At 43.4% G+C, this 21,380-nt stretch carries 15 protein-coding genes and 1 tRNA gene; 12 read left to right on the forward strand and 4 right to left on the reverse strand.

The window, feature by feature from the left end:
• Window positions 1–33: 33 nt before the first annotated feature.
• Window positions 34–429, reverse strand: a complete 396-nt coding sequence (locus tag GJQ68_RS01155; protein ID WP_162415473.1) for a hypothetical protein — start codon at window positions 427–429, stop codon at window positions 34–36.
• Between the two features lie 89 nt (window positions 430–518).
• On the opposite strand from GJQ68_RS01155, the gene GJQ68_RS01160 reads away from it, so the two are divergent.
• The 4 genes from GJQ68_RS01160 to GJQ68_RS01175 are packed head-to-tail and all read left to right on the forward strand — an operon-like array spanning window position 519 to window position 3,292.
• Window positions 519–1,082 carry a LemA family protein gene (locus GJQ68_RS01160; RefSeq protein ID WP_162415474.1) on the forward strand — a complete coding sequence of 188 codons (564 nt, stop codon included), beginning with the start codon at window positions 519–521 and terminating at the stop codon, window positions 1,080–1,082.
• Between the two features lie 7 nt (window positions 1,083–1,089).
• The gene (locus tag GJQ68_RS01165) at window positions 1,090–2,025 is read left to right on the forward strand and encodes a M48 family metallopeptidase (protein WP_162415475.1); all 936 of its coding nucleotides are present in this window, start codon (window positions 1,090–1,092) and stop codon (window positions 2,023–2,025) included.
• A gap of 56 nt (window positions 2,026–2,081) precedes the next feature.
• Window positions 2,082–2,984, forward strand: coding sequence for a DnaJ C-terminal domain-containing protein (locus GJQ68_RS01170; RefSeq protein ID WP_162415476.1), 903 nt, complete (start codon window positions 2,082–2,084; stop codon window positions 2,982–2,984).
• Window positions 2,981–3,292 (forward strand): chaperone modulator CbpM, encoded by a 312-nt coding sequence (locus tag GJQ68_RS01175; protein ID WP_162415477.1) that lies wholly within the window; start codon window positions 2,981–2,983, stop codon window positions 3,290–3,292. The genes GJQ68_RS01170 and GJQ68_RS01175 overlap by 4 nt, the downstream gene beginning before the upstream one ends.
• On the opposite strand, the gene GJQ68_RS01180 is transcribed toward GJQ68_RS01175, so the two are convergent.
• Window positions 3,290–3,364: transfer RNA gene (locus GJQ68_RS01180), tRNA-Val, on the reverse strand. The genes GJQ68_RS01175 and GJQ68_RS01180 overlap by 3 nt on opposite strands.
• Window positions 3,365–3,451: 87 nt before the next feature.
• Here GJQ68_RS01180 and GJQ68_RS01185 point away from each other — a divergent pair.
• From GJQ68_RS01185 to GJQ68_RS01225, 8 genes are all read left to right on the forward strand, one after another.
• Window positions 3,452–4,771 (forward strand): neutral/alkaline non-lysosomal ceramidase N-terminal domain-containing protein, encoded by a 1,320-nt coding sequence (locus tag GJQ68_RS01185; RefSeq protein ID WP_162415478.1) that lies wholly within the window; start codon window positions 3,452–3,454, stop codon window positions 4,769–4,771.
• A 22-nt stretch (window positions 4,772–4,793) separates the two neighbouring features.
• Window positions 4,794–7,796: a PVC-type heme-binding CxxCH protein gene (locus GJQ68_RS01190; protein ID WP_162415479.1), complete on the forward strand. Its 3,003-nt coding sequence runs from the start codon at window positions 4,794–4,796 to the stop codon at window positions 7,794–7,796.
• Window positions 7,797–8,542: 746 nt separating this feature from the next.
• Window positions 8,543–10,438 carry an exo-alpha-sialidase gene (locus GJQ68_RS01195; protein WP_162415480.1) on the forward strand — a complete coding sequence of 632 codons (1,896 nt, stop codon included), beginning with the start codon at window positions 8,543–8,545 and terminating at the stop codon, window positions 10,436–10,438.
• A 221-nt stretch (window positions 10,439–10,659) separates the two neighbouring features.
• Window positions 10,660–11,253: a hypothetical protein gene (locus GJQ68_RS01200; protein WP_202927852.1), complete on the forward strand. Its 594-nt coding sequence runs from the start codon at window positions 10,660–10,662 to the stop codon at window positions 11,251–11,253.
• Between the two features lie 21 nt (window positions 11,254–11,274).
• On the forward strand, window positions 11,275–11,454 hold the full coding sequence (locus GJQ68_RS01205) for a hypothetical protein (RefSeq protein ID WP_162415481.1): 180 nt from the start codon (window positions 11,275–11,277) through the stop codon (window positions 11,452–11,454).
• Between the two features lie 986 nt (window positions 11,455–12,440).
• Window positions 12,441–13,691 carry a phosphoribosyltransferase-like protein gene (locus GJQ68_RS01215; RefSeq protein WP_162415482.1) on the forward strand — a complete coding sequence of 417 codons (1,251 nt, stop codon included), beginning with the start codon at window positions 12,441–12,443 and terminating at the stop codon, window positions 13,689–13,691.
• A 162-nt stretch (window positions 13,692–13,853) separates the two neighbouring features.
• On the forward strand, window positions 13,854–14,936 hold the full coding sequence (locus GJQ68_RS01220; RefSeq protein ID WP_162415483.1) for a reverse transcriptase family protein: 1,083 nt from the start codon (window positions 13,854–13,856) through the stop codon (window positions 14,934–14,936).
• A gap of 238 nt (window positions 14,937–15,174) precedes the next feature.
• Complete coding sequence (locus tag GJQ68_RS01225; protein WP_162415484.1) at window positions 15,175–16,962, forward strand: GmrSD restriction endonuclease domain-containing protein; 1,788 nt, start codon at window positions 15,175–15,177, stop codon at window positions 16,960–16,962.
• 227 nt (window positions 16,963–17,189) lie between these two features.
• On the opposite strand, the gene GJQ68_RS01230 is transcribed toward GJQ68_RS01225, so the two are convergent.
• Complete coding sequence (locus tag GJQ68_RS01230; RefSeq protein ID WP_162415485.1) at window positions 17,190–19,301, reverse strand: outer membrane protein assembly factor BamB family protein; 2,112 nt, start codon at window positions 19,299–19,301, stop codon at window positions 17,190–17,192.
• Window positions 19,302–19,876: 575 nt separating this feature from the next.
• Window positions 19,877–21,361, reverse strand: coding sequence for a M28 family peptidase (locus tag GJQ68_RS01235; protein ID WP_162415486.1), 1,485 nt, complete (start codon window positions 21,359–21,361; stop codon window positions 19,877–19,879).
• Window positions 21,362–21,380: the final 19 nt, after the last annotated feature.

Here is a 21,380-nt window from a genome sequence, read left to right on the forward strand (position 1 = left end):
GAAATGGCTGCCTTTTTTAATGTTTCAAAGATATCATTGAACGGGTAACCCGGACCGATTCGATTCGCCAATCTCTAGCACATCGGTTACCACGTATTCGCTGGCCCCTCGCCAGGGAATGGGGTTTAAGTATTCCTTATACCTCAGCTCCACAAATTTACCTCCAGATCGTTCCAAGATCAAGGCTACGGAATCTCCTTCCGCACTAAAGCGGAATTCGTTGCTTTGAAGGGCTCCTGGATTAGGACTTTGAAAGCCATCTTGTACCAGGCGACCTTCCCAGGTTTTGAAAAGGAATCCTTTTTTTTCAAAATAGTTGAGATTCCCGGCTTTTACCCCCTCGGCAAATACAAAATAGTATCGCCACCAAAACAAACCTGCCAGGAGGATGACCAGTATTATAGCTACCGGACCAATAAATTTTTTCATAGCCTTGAAGTTGAAGTTATAGCGGCTAAAGATAAGAATAAATCCCATTTTTTGTATATTCAGGCTTAAATGGAAAAAACCCTTAAACTATGAGCACTATTTGGATTGTACTTATTATCGTCGTAGTGGTCGGTATTTTTGTTGTATCACTGTATAACAAGCTTGTCGCCTATAAAAATAACCGTGAAAATGCCTTTGCTGATATCGACGTGCAGTTAAAACAACGCCACGACCTGATTCCACAGTTAGTAAGCAGTGTGAAAGGCTATATGGAGCACGAAGCGGGAGTACTTACCCGGGTTACGGAGGCCAGGTCTCGTGCCATGAACGCCTCTACCATAGATGGAAAGATTGCTGCCGAACAGGAGCTGGGTTCCGCCTTGCAAGGATTGCAGATTCAGGTGGAAGCCTATCCGGACCTTAAAGCAAACACGAATTTCCTGCAGTTACAAAATGAAATTTCCGATGTGGAAAACAAACTCGCAGCCGCCAGAAGGTATTTCAACTCGGCAACCAAAGAGTTCAACGTGGCCGTTCAGAGCTTTCCTTCCAATATGATTGCCGGGATGTTTGGATTTCATACCGAGCAAATGTTTGATGTGGGCACTTCCGAAAGGGAGCGACTGGACCAGGCACCCGAAATTAAATTTTAGGAAATAGATGGCAAAATATATAGGGATTCAAACACAAATCCGTAGAAATAATTTCCGTTCTATTTTGTTGTTGCTGGGATTCCCATTACTTATTTTGGCGGCGGTTTATGCCTTCCTTTATTTCACCTTGCCACCCGATGGTTCTACGGAAGCCATCAATGATAACTTTCTAAGTACGATACCGGGAGTACTCATTGCAGTGGTTATTTGGTTTGTGATTGCTTATTTTTTTCACACCAAAATGATTAGCGGGGCCGCAGGATCCAAGCCTTTGGAAAGGAAGGAAAACATGCGTGTCTACAATCTGTTAGAGAATCTGTGCATCAGTAAAGGCATGAGAATGCCTAAAATTCAGATTATTGAGGATCCGGCACTAAATGCCTTCGCCAGTGGAATAAATGAAAAAACGTATACCGTAACCCTTACAAGAGGAATTATCGACGAACTCAACGACGAAGAACTGGAAGGAGTGATTGCTCACGAGCTCATGCATATTAGGAATAAGGATGTGAGGCTGTTGATCATCTCCATCATTTTTGTCGGTATTTTCTCCTTTATCGCCCAAATCTTATTTCGAAGCATGTTATTTGGAGGAGGCCGAAGGAGAGGCAAAAACGATAACCGGGCCATGATTATTGCGCTTGTAATTGCCTTGGTAGCTTTCCTGCTATCCATGCTGTTCCGGTTTGCCATATCCCGAAAAAGAGAATACATGGCGGATAGCGGTGCAGCAGAGATGACCAAAAAACCCTGGGCCTTAGCAGCCGCTCTTAGTAAAATATCGGGGAATTTTCGGGTGCAAACGGTAAAAAGCGATGATGTGGCGGAATTGTTTATTGAAAACAAGCCGGATAAGTCTTCCGGAATGGTGTCTGCTATTACGGGCTTATTTGCCACGCATCCGCCCATCGAAAAGCGAATTAAAATTCTGGAAGAATTTTAATCGTATAGAATGACCGAAATCAAAAAATTTATTCTCCTCAAGAAAGACTGATAACGATGGATTTTATTGATTATTACAAGGTTCTGGAGATAAGCAAAGAGGCGAGCCAGGAAGACATTAAAAAGGCTTATCGAAAGCTAGCCAGAAAATACCACCCGGATCTAAACCCCAATGACCTGGATGCGCAAAAGAAATTTCAGGCGGTGAATGAAGCCAATGAAGTTCTGAGCGATCCCGAGAAAAGGAAAAAATACGATCAGTACGGCAAAGACTGGAAGCATGCTGATTCCTTTCAAGGTCGGTCTCAAGGAGGTTCCGCAGGAAATCAGGGCAGGCGCTATCAGGCTGAGGATTTTGAACAGGCATTTGGACAAGGTGGTTTTTCTGATTTTTTTGAGTCCTTATTTGGAGGGGGCGGAGCAAGGGGAGAATCGAACATCAGATTTAAAGGACAGGATGTCCGTGCTACCCTGGAATTACCTCTAAGAGAAGTGTTGCATACCCATAAACGAACACTTGCCTTAAACGACAAGAAAATCAGACTAACCATCCACGCAGGGGTAGAGGATGGACAAACCATCCGAATTAAAGGGCATGGAGGCGAAGGAGTCAACGGAGGTCCAAAGGGGGACCTTTATTTAACGTTCAAAATTCTGCCAGACCCCGTGTGTACCCGGGAAGGAAAGAATTTGTACAAAACGGAACATCTGGACTTGTATACAGCTGTTTTGGGAGGAGAGATCGTTACAGAAACCTTATCCGGTAAGGTAAAATTGAAGGTACCCGCAGGCACTCAAAATGGAACCAAAGTCAAGCTAAAGGGGAAAGGTTTTCCCTTATATAAAAACGAACGTGTTTTGGGTGATTTATATCTAACCTATCAGGTAAAGATACCCAAAAACCTTTCGGAGGAGGAAAAGAAATTGTTTACGGAATTGGCAAACCTGAATAAATCATGAATAAACCCGATGAATCCCTTATATCCCTGAATCAATTTTGTACCTCTTGTGGAATTGAGATTTCCTTTGTACAAGCCTTATCCGAGCAGGGACTTTGTGAGTTGGTGGAGAGAGAGGCAACTACCTATGTGTTGCTGGACGAGATTGCCCGGCTGGAGCGCCTGTCACGATTGCATTACGAAATGGAAATAAATTTGGAAGGCCTTCATGCAATTAGTCACTTACAGAAAAAGATCGAGGACCTGGAAGAACAAGTCAAAGACCTGAAAAGAAAACTACAACGACACGAAAGTACTCATCTGTTGTAGGTCGTACCAGGCTCGAACTGGTGACCTCTGCCCTGTCAAGGCAGCGCTCTGAACCAACTGAGCTAACGACCTGGGTTCTGATTGCAATGATACAGGAATTCATTTAATAATTCAACACATACCTTTCAAATATATTCTTCTCCCTTTTATCCACGGCCTATGTCACGCATACCCAGCCTGTACCGAAAATTCCTGCTTCTCTTCCTGATGGCTTCAACGCTTGGTGCGGTGGGAACGACCAATGGGCAACAGTTATCTGCTTCGGTCACAAAGACCGATATTACCCCTGAAAACAGCCAGTGGCTACTGGGATATGGCCCCCGAAAATCTACCGGAATCAACGATTCCATTTTTCATAGAATCATCCTTCTGAACGACGGCAGGGAAACATTTTGTTTGATTTCGTCCGATATATGCCTGGTTTCGCCTGCCGAATACGACCGGGTGGCACAGGAAATCCAAAATCGTTTTGGTATTCCGATGCTGAATATCTGGTGGACGGTAACGCACACCCATTCTGCGCCCGAAGTAGGTCCTCCGGGATTACCCGAAGCCTTTATGGGAGATCGGTATACCCACGAATGGGATCGGGAATATACCCGGATGGTGACGGATAAAATGCTGGCGGCCATAGAAGAAGGGTTAAAAAACCTGGAACCGGCACAAATGGGCTGGGGCTGGGGATTTTCACAAGCCAACATTAACCGCAGGGCCATCGACGAAAACGGAAAAGCGTCATTGGGATTGAATCCGGATGGACCAGTAGATCGCAAAATTGGATTGATCCGCATCGACAAAGCCAATGGGGATCCCTTGGCATTAGTGGCCAATTATCCCATTCATGGGACCGTTTTGGGGCAGGAACATACGACCATTAGTGGGGATGCCCCGGGAATTGTGGCTAGTTATGTAGAGGAGGAACTTGGCGTGCCCATGCTTTTTATTAATGGAGCAGCGGGTAACCTGGCACCCATTTATAGTGTATATCCCAATCCAGCAGCCGGTCATCTCAGCCAGTTTAAGGTTTTGCTGGGAGACAAAATCCTGGATGCCTATCGAAAAATTCAATCGCTAACGGGAGATATCGATCTCCAAACCGCTGCTTTGACGGTAACCACTCCGCGAAAGGATGAGCTCGGCTGGCCAGATGACCTCAGTGCGTATACCCGGAATGACGCGCAGGGAAAACCTCAAGTTTTATTGCCCATCCGCTTTCTGAGAATCAATCAATCCCTCGCTTTATGGAGTGCTCCATTGGAACTCTTTTGTGAATTGTCCAACGAAGTTCGTCAGGATTCTCCTTTTCCCTATACCTTTTATTATGGATATAGCAATGGTTGGCTGGGGTATTTGCCCACCGCAGCGGCCTATGCCCATGGGGGATACGAAGTAGAACGGGTAAATGCATTTACACCGAGAGCCGGTGATGACCTGGTCTCCGCTGTTTCTTCTTTTTTAATGGGATGGTTGTCTGAATAAAAATGAATTGCCAATAACTATTATGAAAAACGTACTCTTTCATCTACCAGCATTCCTGTACCTACTAACGGTAGTCTGCGCCTGCCAACATGAAAATTCCCCTGCAAATCTTCCGGCAGGTTTTGAATTGGACGAGCGGTTCCAAATGGAGTTAATTGCTGCCGAACCACTGGTGGCGGATCCTGTTGACATGTGCATCGATGGAAAGGGAAGGATGTTTGTGGTAGAAATGCACGGTTACCCACTGGACGTAAGTGGCAGTGGAAAGGTAAAACTTTTGGTAGATACCGACGGGGATGGAGTCATGGATCAGCACACGGTATTTGCCGATAATCTCATCTTGCCTACGGGTATTATGGCTTGGAAAAAGGGTGTGTTGGTGACAGACCCGCCAAATGTGCTTTACCTGGAGGATACCAATGAGGATGGAATAGCAGACAAGCGGGAGGTGATTTTAACCGGTTTTGCCCGCTCCAATCCGCAACATAATGTAAATAGCCCCCGCTACGGATTGGATAACTGGATTTACCTGGGCCATGAACCGGCGGTCACGACGGTGATGTTTACGGAAAAACTGGGTGACAAAGGTAGTGAAATCCACTTTCCATTTCTCCCGGAAGGACCCCAATTGCCCGTCAATGCAGGTGGCAGAAGCATTCGATTCAAGCCGGATGGGTCCGGGTTGGAACGCTTGGCGAGCAGGACGCAATTCGGCCATGCCACGGATAAATGGGGAGAACGATTTCTGATCAATAATAATAACCATTTGATTCACGAAGTGCTTCCTGCCAGGTATTTGGGTAAAAACCCTTTTTTCCCGATTAGCAATGTCACCCAATCCGTATCCGATCACGGTAATGCTGCAGAGGTGTATCCCATCACAGATAATCCCGAACATCAGCTCTTGACGGATATCGGGGTCATGACCTCCGCTTGTGGGATCACCCCTTATTTGGGAGGAGCATTCCCCGAACCATTTGATCAGGTGGTCTTTACGGCAGAACCCGTTAGTAATCTGGTTCACGCAGATATTTTACATGAAATAGGTGCCACCTTTACGGGGAGCAAATTATATCAGCGAAATGAATTTCTTCGATCCCGGGATGCCTGGTTCAGGCCGGTCAATATGTATCTGGGGCCGGATGGCGCCTTGTACTTGCTGGACTACCACCGAAAAATCATCGAACATCCGGAATGGATGGCGGACGAAGTGACGCAATCCGGAGCGCTTTATGAGGGAACGGATAAAGGCAGAATCTACCGAATCAGTCCAAAGGGGTCGGGAAATGCCGATTGGTCACAGTCCATTGATTTGGAGCAGTTTACGGATCAAGACTTAATTGAAAAATTATCGGATCCCAACCATTGGTGGCGATCCAATGCCCAACGGATTTTGGTGGAGCGCAATCCGAATCCCCTTCCCGGGGAATTGGTGGAACTTGCTGGAAATGCCAGCCAGCCACTGGGCCGCCTTCATGCCCTATGGACCTTGCATGGTTTGGGAAAATTGCAGGCAGAACAGGTGAAAGAAGCATTGCAAGATCCGGAGGCAGGGGTTCGGAAAAATGCGCTCAAATTGGCGGAGTTTTTTCCAGAAAAACTGGCAGGCTGGAATCAGGACCTAACGGCTATGGTCGATGATCCGGATCCCAAGGTTAGGTTTCAGTTGGTAAACACATTAAGCACGCTTTCAGAACCATGGGCATTTGCTACCCGTATGGACGTCATGAAAAAGGATATGGACGATGAATGGGTGCAGCTGGCGGTGCTGGCCGCACCGTTATGGAATCAGGAGGATATACTAGAAGAACTGATCAGCGGGTACCGTGCCGAACAGCCCGGATACAATGAGATGATTGAGAAAGCCGCTCGCATGCAGGCCGCAAGGGATGGATTTGAAGCAGTACAGACCAAAATAACTCCATTAGTGCAGGCAAGTTATTCTACAGCAGGTTGGGAGCCCTCTCTCATAAAGGGCATGGCCTCCGGTTTGCAACATTCCCCTCCTTCGGGAAAGGGCTGGGAAGACCTGCAGCAAGCAATAATCCTGCAGCTACCGGTGATTTCCTCGCCGCCACTAAAAAATGCTTTTATTGATTTGGTGTCCCTGGGACCGATACCCGAAATTCCAGCACAAAACGAAATAATCCATCAGGCATTCGAAATTACGCTAAATCCTTCCGAGAAGGAAGAGGATAGACTGGTTGGGTTGCGGATCATGGCACTTTTTCAGCCTGAAAATGTATCCCAAGAATTAAAGCAATTGATTCAACCAAAAGAGCCAGTCAGGTTACAGCAGGAAGTACTTTCCTATTTAAGCAACACGGCCGATGGGGGATATGCTGACTTTCTGATGGAGCGGTGGAAGGGACTTAGCCCAGGGGTACGAAATACTGCGGTTGGTTCTCTTTTAAATAGTGACACTCGCATTCATGCGCTACTGGAGGGGCTGGAGCAGGGAACCGTCTTGCCCAGCCACATTCCCTGGGGCAATACGGTCTTTTTGATGAACCAAAAAGACCCCGCCATCCGGGATAAGGCCAGGGCTTTGCTGGTGCCTTCGGAAAGCGAAAGAGAGGATGTCATTCGTTCGTTCCAGGCCTCCCTTGAGCTGGAAGGCATTCCTGAAAAAGGCCTGCAGGTTTACGAAGATAATTGTTCCATTTGTCATCAAATGACGGAGGAGCGGGGAGAGTTGTATGGTCCCGACCTGGCATCCCTTCGAAACCGACGCTATGAAAGTATCCTTAAGGACATCCTTGATCCCAACCTTTCCATAGCTGATGGCTATGATCTTTGGCAAATGGAGCTTTCCGATGGCCAATCCGTCCAGGGAATCATTTCCCATGAGACAACCACTGCCATTGAGCTAGTGCAGGCCGGCGGATTAACCCGGACCATTTCCCGGTCAGAGATTTCCAGCATGCAAGCCCTGCCGGTGTCAGGGATGGCCCAGGGATTGGAAAATCAAATCAGCGTGGAAGAGATGGCTGATTTGCTGGCATTTATTAAGCGAGGATTGTAGCGAACTACCCTGTTTTTCAGCTAGACCAAAATAGCTCAAGCGCGTAAAAATAGCCCTAAACCAATTTCGAATAAAAATAGTATAAGTAATAGAATGTCAGTGAGTTGATATTTTTTTTTAAACGTAATTTTAGTTTATTAAATCAAGGTTTAGCTTTTTAAATCAAGGTCAAATTAATTGAATTTAGGTCAAATTAAAGCGGTTTCGGGATAAGCACATATGGGATATCAGTAAACGAAGTCCCTCCTGCGGCGGAGGGATTTGTCTTCGTTCGGCCTACGGCAGAATTGGAACAGGCTTACGGCTGAATTAGAAAAGGTCAGCACTGTTCATAATATACGGGAGCTGGCTGGAATTTACGTACCTACAAGTCCGACTGTAAACAAAATCCCCCTTTTTAAAGGGGGCAAGGGGGATTTACGGACGAAAATCTGATCAAAATCGTAAGCGCATAGATGTGCACGAAAAAATCCCCCTGCACCCCCTTAAATGGGGGATTTGCTGAAATGCATGATTGAAGCTAAATAGGTGCCATTTAAACGGGCTGAAAAAACTATTCGTGAATACCGTTACTGGTAAACCGAACGTATCCAATTCCCCCTTTTTTAAAGGGGGCAAGGGGGATTTTTCCTCAATCCGTATGTTTTTATTCATTTTTTAGCGCATAAATTTCGGCTTTACCCATTTTTTACCTTAACTAGTAGGTTATCTATTGATGCGTCGTATTGAGTTTGTTTTTTGACCCTATGAACATAAAATTAAGCCCCATCCATAGCCTTTTGGTTGCCCTGTTATTTGGGACATTTGCAGGTAATGCAGGTTCTGCGTTAGCCCAGGCAACCGATTGGAGAAATATTGAAAATGGCTCGGTCATTCCTGACAAAAGCTATAGTGACCAGCCCTACATCGTAAAAACGGATGACGGAGCCTGGCTATGCGTGATGACTACCGGAGCCGGGCATGAAGGTGCCAGTGGACAGCATATCATCAGCCAGCGAAGTGTTGACCAGGGCCTTACCTGGGAAGATAGGGTAGAAATAGAGCCAGCAGATGGCCCTGAGGCTTCTTATGCCGTGCTTTTGAAAGCGCCTTCAGGTCGGGTATTTGTATTCTACAACCACAATACCGACAATCTCCGGGAGCTGAAAGGGGATGATCCTCCTTACAAAGAGGGCATCGTGAGAAGGGTGGACAGTCAGGGCTATTTTGTTTTCAAATATTCTGACGATCACGGCAAATCCTGGTCGGAAGGCAGGTATACCATTCCGGTACGTGAATTCGAAATCGACCGAAACAATCCCTATCAGGGGGATATCCGCTTTTTCTGGAACGTTGGAAAAGCCTTTTCACATAACGGGACTGCCTTTGTTCCGCTGACCAAAGTTGGCGGCTTTGGGAACGGGTTTTTCACCTCCAATGAAGGGGTATTGTTAAAGAGTGATAATTTATTTAGGGAATCAGATCCCAATAGGGCTGTTTGGCAAACCCTACCCGAGGGGGATATTGGTCTGAGAACGCCAGAAAATGGTGGTCCAATAGCTGCCGAACATAGCTATTCGGTATTAAGCGACGGTTCCTTCTTTGTGGTGTATCGATCATTGGACGGGCATCCGGTATACAGTTACAGCCGGGATCAGGGCAAAACCTGGGATCCTCCGCAGTACATGAGGTATGCAGACGGCCGCTTGATGAAGCATCCCCGGGCAGCCAATGTTGCCTGGAAATGCCAAAACGGAAAGTTTCTGTATTGGTTTCACAATCATGGGGGCAGATTTATCAGAGAACATCCCAATCCGGGAGCTATTGGCTACAATGACAGAAATCCCGTGTGGATAGCAGGAGGGAAGGAAGTAGATGGGGATGATGGGAAAATCATACAATGGAGTCAACCCGAAATCCTGCTTTACGATGATGACCCCTTGATTAGAATAAGTTACCCTGACCTGATAGAGGCCGATGGCAACTATTATATGACCGAAACCCAGAAGGACATTGCCCGCCTCCATCAGATTGACAGCAGCTTTCTCAACTCCCTTTGGAATCAATTCGACGCCGTCTCCCCGGTAAATGAGTACCTAAAAATAGATTGGCGGGGTGAAGGTTCAGTCCTACCAGCGGAGCTTCCTGCACCAGCTATGCCTTCTTTTCGGATCAGAGATACCAACACAGCCGATTACAGGGGCAAAAACACTACGAATGGTTTTACCATTGAAATGGGATTTGTGCTGAATGAACTCAGTATAGGCCAGGTGCTGGCAGATACCAGAGATGCTTCGGGCAAAGGCTGGTGGATAAGGATTTCGGAAAAAGAAACGCTGGAATTTCAAATGAATGATGGCCAGACAGGTGCGGTTTGGAACGCTGATCCCGGATTATTGAAGCCCGGTACGCGCCATCAGGTAAGTATCATTGTGGATGGAGGGCCAAAGATCATCGCATTTGTCGTAGACAAGCGCTTCAATGATGGGGGAGAAGAAAGGCAATTTGGCTGGGGCAGATTCAGTCCCTATTTGAAGTCTGCCGCAGGTTCCCCTACCTTGCGAATAGGCCCTGCCCTAAATGGAGAAGTGCACTACCTGCGATTTTTCGATCGGGCACTAATGGTAACCGAAGCCCTGGCCAGCCAGCGATTCCGGGAGTAAGGGACTCAATACAAGCCAATACATCCTGAATTCTATGGAATAGAGGGGGCGGCATTTTGGTCCGGAAATTTTACAGGTAATTGGCAAGAAATTCTATTAAAATATAAAAACATAGTTAAATTGGCTTAGGATTGCAAGGCGAATAAAGTGGAGGGTGTACTTTAGCCGGAATGTTGTGCGTCAGCTAAAAGAAACACATTGCTAATTCGTATCTTTAAATAATGGATAAAATTGAACAAGGTTTTATTGTTGATCGGTTGACTGACTCGGTATTAAACACAATATCAGGAGACAGCTTCCAGACTGATGTTGCGACACTCAAAAGATCTGACCTTCGACATGTGACAAAAAGGAAGGATTGGGAATTCAACTGGAAATCCGAGTTTAATGACTTGTCCCGAGAAGTTAATAAACTTACCATAGTAAATAATCCGGACATTATCCAAGGACTGATGAGTATTTCCATTGAGCAAGACCACGTATTCATTAACTTGTTGGAAAGTGCTCCGTTCAATTTGGGGAAGGATAAACTTTATGAAGGTGTGCCTGGAAACCTTGTAGCCTATGCCTGTAAATTGTCTTTCCAAAAGGGATTTGAAGGCTTTGTGGCATTTACTGCAAAATCTAAATTGATAAAGCACTACGAAGATACTTTAGGAGCATTTCACTTTAAAAATCAACGCATGATTATTGCAACCGAAGCTGCCAAAAGACTTGTAATGAAATCGAGCATGACGAAAACGTCACACAGTGGGATGATTATTAAACATGCAAGATTCCATGTGGCCATTAAAGAACAAATTATAGACACATGAAATACTTTAAAACAAAATAAAATGGGACACATAGCAGAACCAGAAAACGTTGACTTTATAATTGAAAGCCCTCCACTTTCAGACAAAGAAAGAAAGGAGATCAGTGAATTTATTGAGAAATTGAAGGAGAAGGAAAAGTCTCAAAAAGCAGCATCCAAACGAAGAAAAGAAAAAGGCCGAACCATTAGGAATAAACGATGAATACCAAAAGCTGGAAAGAGATTAAAAATGTTGTGTATGAAATGAATGGCACATTACGAAGAGACGAACTTGAAAGGGATACAGCGGTGTTTCCAGTCTGCACCGTCTGCGTTTAGGAGCCTTTTGAAAATTACGCGGACCTTTTTTATTGCTTGACCGACTTCATAAGCCCCTAACTGCGGTTATGAACATCAATGCCGAGGTTCAGAAACCCACTGCTTCAATCCAGAAATTCAACGGTTCGCTTCCAACCTTCAACCGCTCAGTTTTTTTATTCAGCGGTGCACCTTTTAGGTGAAACCTTGCATAAAAAAGGAGCAATAAGCTGCCAAAAAACTTCCACGATTCACCTCAAAATCGAAACGTTGCATATAAAAAACTAACAGGCGAGGTTCTGAGGGACATGTTTCGGGTTCAGAAGTCCCCATTTTAATAATAAAATCAAAAAATTCCGGTAAAAATGTCAGCCATTTGGTTTTGGAAACAAAGTTTTATCCCTTTTTAATAAAAATCTTCGGTTTCGAGCTTCAAATGCCGGGTTTCGAACCGAAACCTTGCATTTTTTATATTCAAGGCTGTCAGTTTTTAGTCCAGGCGTCCATTTCTGAAGTCCTTAGATGGGGTTCGGAGTGCCCTTTGGGGACTTTGGAAGTACCTGTTTTGGCTATTTTAAAGCCAGTTGTATGGCAATAGAAGACTGAATAAAAGAACTACCCCTATGAACGGAACCAATTATTTCCTTAAAGATGAAAGTAATCAGCAGGGGCGGCATTCGAAAAAATGTAAACATGTTGCTTGCATCCTAATCCGAAATGATTAATTTGAAAGCGGAATGAAGAGGGGAGAGGTTGGTGCAGTTGGTAATTTCTATTTTGTGCAAACAGGGTATACAGATCCAACACCCGCTTTTTGGATTTGTGAAACTTTGATAGATAGATATACGAGTTGGCGGTAATGCTAAAAGACAGTAACAAAATTATAAAGTAATGACTCTTGATATAGAAATTGACAACATTACACTTGACATTTTGACGACAAGACTTAAAAAAATTGTAAGTCAACTTGACATTCTAAAATGGCTGCATAATTTTCCAAAGTCAGAGCATAATTTTGCAATTGACATTCTTCAAAATCTTACGGTTTACACCACAGACGACATTGAAAATATATTAAACGACTCTTTCTCTGACTTGATAAATAAAATTCCAGCTACCAATCAAATTATAGTCATACCACTTGGAAAGTTTGGTAAAAGCGGAAGTATGATTTCATATTTTTTTCAAAAGACAAGTGTTTCTAAAAACAAAATAATTCATCTTAAAAGCAGTTTAGATAATATTGAAGACATCAGCAAACCCTATTCCTTAGTCATTATTGACGATTTCATTGGGACAGGTTCTTCCTTTGTTTCATTTTTTAATGAAAAAATTTCAGTTCATAAAGAGAATTTCAGTGAAATTCATTTCATTGGTATAGCAGGAATGGACTTTGGGGTGAATGAAGTAAAAAAATATGCGACAGTTCATATTCCAAAATCAAATATTTTCAAAAAAGCATTTTCAAGCGAAGCCAGTTATTTTGGTTATAGAAATTACAAAGAACATAGAGAATTTTGCTATAAACACGGTTCTAAACTTGTTGCACCTAAAAAAAGTAAATCGGAAAAAGACAATGTATTGGGATATGGCAATTCTCAATCTTTAGTTTCATTCTCATACGGAACACCCAACAACACGCTCCCAATTATTTGGGCAAACAAAGAAGGTTGGATTCCACTGATACCAAGATTTTCCGTAGACAGAATTAGTAATTCAAAGAATTTGAGAAAATCTATTTCACACGAACTTTCAATTTTAAGAGAGTTTGGCAGTGACCAATTGAAAGAAACCTTTTTCTCGTTTTCAGTAGAAAGAGGTAAACGTCATTTTACATCTGTTAATAAAATTGATTTTTCAATTTATTCAATCATAAAATTGTCTAGGAAAAAATATACATCTGTTAGTATTTGTCAGATTTTAGGGATTTTACACAAAGATTATGAGGCAATCATTTCTGAATGTGTAACCAAAGGGATTATGAATATTGACGGTACGTTGACGCTATTTGGGCTTGATTTGTATAATGACGCAAAAAAATGTATTGAATCAAGAAAAAGATATTCAGAAAAAGATAAACAAGATTATTATAGAATTAGGGAAGTTAACTATTTACCAAAAATATTCAATGGAAAGTCATAAAGGGCAAGCCGTTTCGAGTCAATTTGTATTTAAAGGACGAGAATGCTTGGGTAGTAATCCGAGTAGGACTGAAGCATCTTTTCAACATTTTCAGCACAACGCCTCACTGCGTTCGGGTCGTGCTGAAGATGCTTCGCATCTTCTTAAATTAGAGTTGCCCTTATGACTTCCCCATTGAATAAAACACTAGAGAATCACTCAGCCGAATATCAAAATGAAATTAAGGCTTATCAACATGTTTTAGAAAAAAACGGTCTTCCGGTCATTTATTCATTAAATCATTTATGTTTAATGGCAGGAGTTAATCTTGAACACATAAAAAACTGTTGTATTTCAAACCGACAAGAAAACTACAAAAGATTTAAACTCAAAAAAAAACGAGGAGGTTTTAGAGTTATTCAAACACCACAAGACGAATTAAAATATTTACAAAGATGGATTCTCGAAAACATTCTCAATAAAAAGAATTCTCATAATGCTTGCAAAGGTTTTGACCCAGATACATCAATTAAACTAAATGCAGAAAAACATCTGAAACAAGAAGGAATTTTAAAAATAGACTTGTTGCGATTTTACGATTCAATAAATGAAAAAAGGGTTTATGGTTTGTTCAAATCGTTGGGGTATCACCCAAATCTAAGTGTTTCTTTAGCTAAAATCTGCACAATAGTTCCTGACAACACCTTTTTAAGTTCATTCAAACAAAAGGAACAACATTTAAAACAGAAAATAAAACAAGATGGATTGGGTGTTGTTCCACAAGGTGCGCCATCAAGTCCTAAAATATCAAATCTTATTACAATTAGCCTTGACAATAGATTGCAAAATCTAGCAGACAAACATAATTTGAATTACACAAGATATGCTGACGACTTAACTTTTTCAGGAACGATTGAAACTTTATCTAAAATCAAAAAGGTTGTTTACAGAATAATTAGAGAAGAAAATCTGTATCCTAACTATTCTAAGACTAAAATACTCAAGCGTGGCAATCCTTTTTTCGTAACAGGACTATCTGTTCACAACGACACGGTAACAGTTCCGAAAAAGAAAAAACTTGAAATTGAACATCATTTACATCATTGCATTAAAAACGGGGTTCAAAATCATTTAACAACTTCAAAAATTACAAATAGAAACTTTAAAGACTGGCTTTTAGGAAATATTGCTTTCGTCAATGGTGTAGAAAAAGAATTAGGAAAAAAATATTTTAAACAATTTAATGAGATACAATGGCCAATTTAAGAAAACGGTAAAGAGACAACAAAAAACGACATTGACCGGATGACAAATAGCACTAACCGCCAACAAAGTGTAAATGCCATAAGGGTTTCAGAGGTTTGCGAAGGTCAGAAGTCCGCTTTAACTCTTCGTTTAACATAACAGGAAATCACCCGTAATCCCTTACGGCACTTACACTCGACCGTTATCGGTAATGATCTTAAAACAATAGTACTACCTTTAAAAAATAAGTAAGTATATAATGAGTTCAGATACAAAAGATTTATCAATCAAAGGAGAAAGTATACAAAGTCTTTATGGCTCGTACCTCTCAAAAACGTTTTTGGTTAATAGACGATATCAAAGAAAACTTGTATGGTCAATTGAAGAAAAAAGATCATTCATTGATTCAATAATCAAAGGGTACCCGGTCCCATTGGTTTTGCTAGCGGAAGTTTCTGGGGACAAAGGAAAAAAACTCGAAATAATAGATGGAATGCAGCGCATGAATGCGATAATGTCATTTATTGATCAAGAATTTGATATTGGTGGGGCATATTTCGATTTAGATACCATGGCCGATACAAAGTATTTAAAAGATGAACGTAAAATTGATCAAAAAATGCCCTTGATGGATAGAATGCTTTGTACCGAAATTGTAAGGTACCAAATACCTCTTTCAGTTTTTCAAGAATCTGGTACAAGCCATATCGATGAAGTATTTAGAAGGCTAAATTCTGGAGGAAAGCATCTTTCGAAACAAGAGCTCAGACAGGCGGGAGCGTTGAGCAAGTTCGCTTCCATTGTTAGAAAACTTGCAAGCAATATTCGTGGTGATTCTAGTGCACGAGATATATTAGATCTCAATTCAATGAAAAACATAAGCATCACAAATAGGAATTTAGATTATGGTATTTCTGTTGAAGAAATATTTTGGGTTCAAAATAATATAATATCAAAGGAAGACTTAAGGCAATCAAAAGACGAAGAGGTAATTGCAGATATTGTAGCTTGGAGTTGTATAGATAAAGGGGTCCGGTCTAGTTCTGAAATATTAAATCAACTTTATGGATATAATTCAGAGGACTCAGAGACAACCTTGGCAAGTCAATTAGAATTGCAAATTCAAAAAGTTAATGAGGAAACTATTCAGGATAACGTGCAATATGTTTTTGATACTTTAATTGAGGTGGTAAATGAATCTGGAAAAACTTTTAATTCTTTGCTTTTTGTAAGTCAACAAGCCAAAATTGCTAGATATTTTCAAATTGTTTTTCTCTCATTTTACAAACTTATAATTGATGAAAATCTAGAAATTGAAAATAAGAAAGGCTTAATTTTACATCTTGATAAAGCTGGCGATAAAACGATTAAATTAGCAGGGGGGGGAGGAAATTGGTCAGCAAAAGAAAAGCAAACCCAAATAAATGCCTTTAGCGGAGTTATAAGACCTTGTTTCACCAAATCGGCAGCAAATGACCCCGCCCGAAACCAATGGATTACTAGATTTGAGAATATATTAATGCAGTCATCAACTGAACAAGTCTTATATGACTTTAAGGTGGGATTATACCCTTTGTCTTCAGAGAAAAACTTCAACAATGACGCATTTTCGAAAATAATCAAAACGTTAACAGCTATGGCAAATACTCTACCAAGTGCTACAGGATATTGCTTAATAGGGGTTGCTGATAGTATAGGCACTGCTGATAAACACAAAGAAAAATATGGAAGCGACTTTCTCAAATATTCCAACTTTTTTATAACCGGAGTTCAAGATGAAGCAAAGACCTATTATGAAAATGTAGATAAATATTTTACGAGAATATCTCAACTTATCAAAAGAGAACCTATTAGTGAGAGAGATAAAGATAATATTTCTAGAAATATTTCTGTTGTAAATTACTTTAATAAAACTGTGATAATTCTGAAAATTGAATCAGGAAGTAAACCCTCAGTGTATAATAGTAAATATTTTGTCCGCCATGGGAGTAACAATGATGAAATTCCTCCAGAGAATTTTGGTGATTTATTTGACCGATTTAAATAGAAAATACTGATTATCGAATAGCCCGGCCTGAGCTAAATAGCTCAGGTTGAGGCTCTCTCACCATCCGGCGTTCGGGTCTTTCCGATGAATCGGAACAGGTTGTATCCACCCTGCATCCCGGCCCTTCGCTAAATTGACTCGCCGCGGCAAATCATTTCTTAACGCTCCGCTCCATTTCACCGGATGTTAGGTTGTGCCCGCCTGAATGACATAAAATCAAGATTACATCAATCGGGGAGGCTAAACACAAACACAGCCCCCTCCGGGTGGGGTTTTAGTTTTGAGCCTCCTACTGAGATGGCCAGGTATTGCTTGCCATTCACCGCATATACACTGGGCGTAGCATGTCCCTCAGCAGGTAGCTGGTATTCCCAGAGTACTTGTCCGTTGTCTTTGTCAAAGGCCCGGATTTTGGCATCAGCAGTGGCAGCTATAAATAGTAGCCCTCCGGCTGTTACGACCGGACCCCCATAATTCTCTGTGCCGGTAATCGGAACGCCCCGTTGGGTCAGCACTTCGTATTCTCCCAGCGGCACTTTCCATTTGATCGTGCCTGTATTGAGATCTACCGCATTTAGAGTGCCCCAGGGCGGCTTAATGGCGGGGTACCCTTCCTCATCGTTCCAGCGTTGGAAACCGCGGAAGACGTATGGAGGTACATCATCATCCTGATTGTCTTTGGAGCCTATCGCCTTTTCTTCATTAAACAGGAACGATACGATGGCGTCCAGGCGGGATTGGGGGACCTGATCAAAGGCGGGCATTCGTCCTCCTCCCTTTTTCATTACCTGCATTACCATTTCCCTGCCTAATCGGCTGGAAACCTTCTCAAGGGAAGGGAAGCCGCCGGCAGGATTGCCTTTACGATCCGTTCCATGACAGGAGGCGCAATGGATCAGGTATTGCTTTTCGCCGTTAGGCAAGGGGCTACCATCGGCCTTTTTGGTGGGAACCAGCTGGTAAAACCAGGGAATCTCATTAACATTCACATACAGGATTCCCTCAGGATCTGCTGCAGCGCCACCCCATTCCATGCCGCCATCGTATCCGGGAAACATGATGGTTTGCTCGGTATTGGGGGGAGGGTAGGCCCCGTAATTTCCCGATTGACGGAATACTTCTTGGCTCATTTGCTGCGCTCGAGGAGAAATGGTCGAAAAGTCCTCCTCCGTATATTCCTGCCGCATCAATGGCGGCGGCTTGGTTGGAAAAGGTTGTGTGGGCCAGGTTTGGATTTCATCGATTTTAGTGGCTGCTTGTGGACGTTCTTCAATCGGCCAAAGTGGTTCTCCGGTAAGCCTGTCAAACACAAACAAAAGGCCCATTTTTGTGCCGACAGCCACAATGTCAACCTCTCTTCCCTCGTGGTATACCGTCAGTAAAGTCGGTGGCTGAGGAATGTCCAGATCCCAAAGATCGTGATGTACCAGTTGTTGGTGCCAGAGTCGCTTTCCGGTATTCGCATCGAGGGCAATGAGCGAGTTGGCAAATAAATTTTCTCCATACCGGCTGCCTCCATAAAAATCCGGACCGGCCGTTTCCGTTGATACATAGACAATGCCGCGGGGTATATCAATGGCCAGACCCGACCAGTCAGAGGCTCCTCCGGTCTTATCCAAATAGTTTTCCGGCCAGGTATCGGATCCAAATTCACCGGGGCGGGGCAAGCTGTGAAAAATCCACTTTCGCTTTCCGGTACGCATGTCAAAGGCACGCACCGCACCGGGGACATCTTCCCCTACATTGGCTCCAATGATAAATAGGTCCTTGTAAATCTGCCCGGGGGTATTGAGCGTTACATTCGGCTTGCCAGGGAGGTCCATTCCCTCACCCAGGTGAATCGATCCGTTTTCGCCAAAAGAGGCAATGAGTTCGCCCGTTTTGGCATTCAATGCAAAAAGCCGGTTTCCTTTCATGGTGAGTAGGCGCCCAGCATCACCGTCATCCCAATACATTAGCCCCCGTTGATCCCCATCCGCAAGGGATTCATGAATCCCGGAAGGATCAAATATCCAGTGTTCCTTCCCTGTCGCCCCATCCAGTGCCACCACCCGACTGTGTGGGGTAGCCGTGTATAGCCAACCGTCGACTATAATGTTATTCGTTTGGTAATTGGCAGCCTCACCGGTTTTATACGTCCAGGACAATTCCAATTCAGCCACATTACCTTTATTTATTTGATCCAGCCTGGAGTACTGATTGCTGCTAGGGTGACCCAGGTACGTTGCCCAGTCAGCCCCGGCACCTTCTGGTTTGGTTTGCGTACAGGCAGTCCCGTAATAAGCCAGGAAACAAACGAGGATGAGGTGGTATATTGAAAAATAGTGATCGTTCTCCATGGGTTACCGGATTAGTATTTGGTGCATATATTATTAACCTGAGTTCGACCGAATTTAATAATAAAACCGGTATTCCGGGAATTAACTTTTTAAAAAATGTAGAAATCGGGATGACGTAGAGTTTTTACAACTCATTGTTTTTTTACTATTTGTACGCAGGATGGTGTTCAACCCTCTCTGGGGTTGACAGTAGGATCGATTGGCTCTTAAACCCCGGGTTTTGCCCGGGGTTATTATTGTTGAAGCCCTACAGGCTTCGAAGTCAAATAAAACCTTGTTTCTTGGAAAGTGATAGGGGATCTCAGTATAATGTAATTGGACTAAAGGTAAAGAATTTCTATAGATACCAATTTAGATTGTTGATGATTCTCTCAGTAAAGGCAGGCCTGAAGGGCCTGAACAACAATAACCGTGGGTGCAGCCCACGGAAAAGCAAACATAGAAGTACCTCCAACCCCGGATGGGGTTGAACCTTTGCCGCAGGGAGTCCATGTTTTACACCCTGAACAAATTCACCTGATCTGCAATCAAAAATCAGCCGGAGAAAGACGCCATTTTTTTTGTCAAATCAATACTCAATCCCCATATAACGTTTTGGAAACCGGTTCGTATTTATCCCCCGCATTCCAAAGCGGTTGATTGGGATCATTGGCAATGTTTTCCGCTGAAAGAATAAAGGATTTCCAATACTTGAGGGCATAGTCCAGGTCAAAATTACCTACTTCATCGGTCACCTGATGGTAATGGGCCGCTACGTCCTGGTCGAAAGCGGTAAAACCCAGGCTGAAAGTAGGAGAGGGGATCCCTTTTTTTGCAAAATTGACATTGTCTGAGCGATCGTAAAGCCCTTGTTCAGGTGCCGGGTCAGCGATGGCTTCCAATCCAAAAGCCTCGGCCGCGTCCTGGATGTGATGATCGGCAGAGGTTCTGCCCAGTCCGATTACCGTTACCAGGCTGGTATCATTGTAGCCTGCATTGTCAATATTGAGGTTAAAAATAATATTTGACAAGTCCAATGGCGGGTTATCGGCAAAATACCCCGATCCCAGCAACCCTTTTTCTTCTGCCGTCCATGCACACAAAAGGACCGACCGTTTGGGAGGGTTTTCTCCAAAATAATGAGCAGCCTGAATCAGTGCGGCGGTACCGACGGCATTGTCTCTGGCACCATTGTAGATGGAATCTCCTGCTGCATTGGCTGTTCCGATCCCCAAATGGTCATAGTGGGCAGATAACATGATATACTCCTCCTTTAGGTCTTCATCCGTTCCCGGGATAACGGCTACCACATTTTTTCCGGTAATCTTTTTGTTGATTTTACCGGCGACCTGAATTTTCATGGTATTGGCCCCTGAATTCATGGCATTGATTATTTCGCCGGTCAAGTCCTTCATCCACAAATAGGGAAATGCCTTGTCCGCATCCGGGTTGGTATCCAGACCCATCTGAGGTTTATTCAGGTAATTCACCAAAAGACTCCAGGGAGTAGTGGGAACATTGTACATTTCGATCAATCCCAGTGCCCCTTTTTCCTGGGCAAGTGCTGTTTTTTCCCTGCCCGCTGCAAAAAGTTCGGATGGAGATAGTCTGTCAGGAGCACCCACCCGGACTACTACCCATTTTCCGGCCACGTCCTTGTCTTCATAATCCTCTTCCAGCCCGTATCCGGCCACCACCAGTTCAAATTCACCGGAAATGTCCTGGCCCCCCAGCACCAGGAGCTCATTACCATGGTGTAAGGTGTCCTGATTCCAATGGATTTCTCCAATATCCGGAGGGCTGGAATACATGAAAGGAACCTGCTGATAATACCCGTTTAATCCCTCCATAGGCCGGGCACCGTATTTCTCAAATTGGTTGGCAATATAAAGGGCTGCGATATCTATTTCAGGTCGGGCGGGATCCCTGCCCATCAATTCGTCGGCAGCCAGAAATTTAAAGTGGGAGAGTGCTTCGGCTTCCTGCAGGATCGTATCTATGTTTTCTTTTTGGGCGGTTGCCTGGAAAAAAGAAAACATCAATAAATAGGCGAAGCCAATGGATACTAGTTTGATGTTCATTTCGTACTTTTTAATTTAA

This window comes from Cyclobacterium roseum (assembly GCF_010119225.1).
GTDB lineage: Bacteria > Bacteroidota > Bacteroidia > Cytophagales > Cyclobacteriaceae > Cyclobacterium > Cyclobacterium roseum.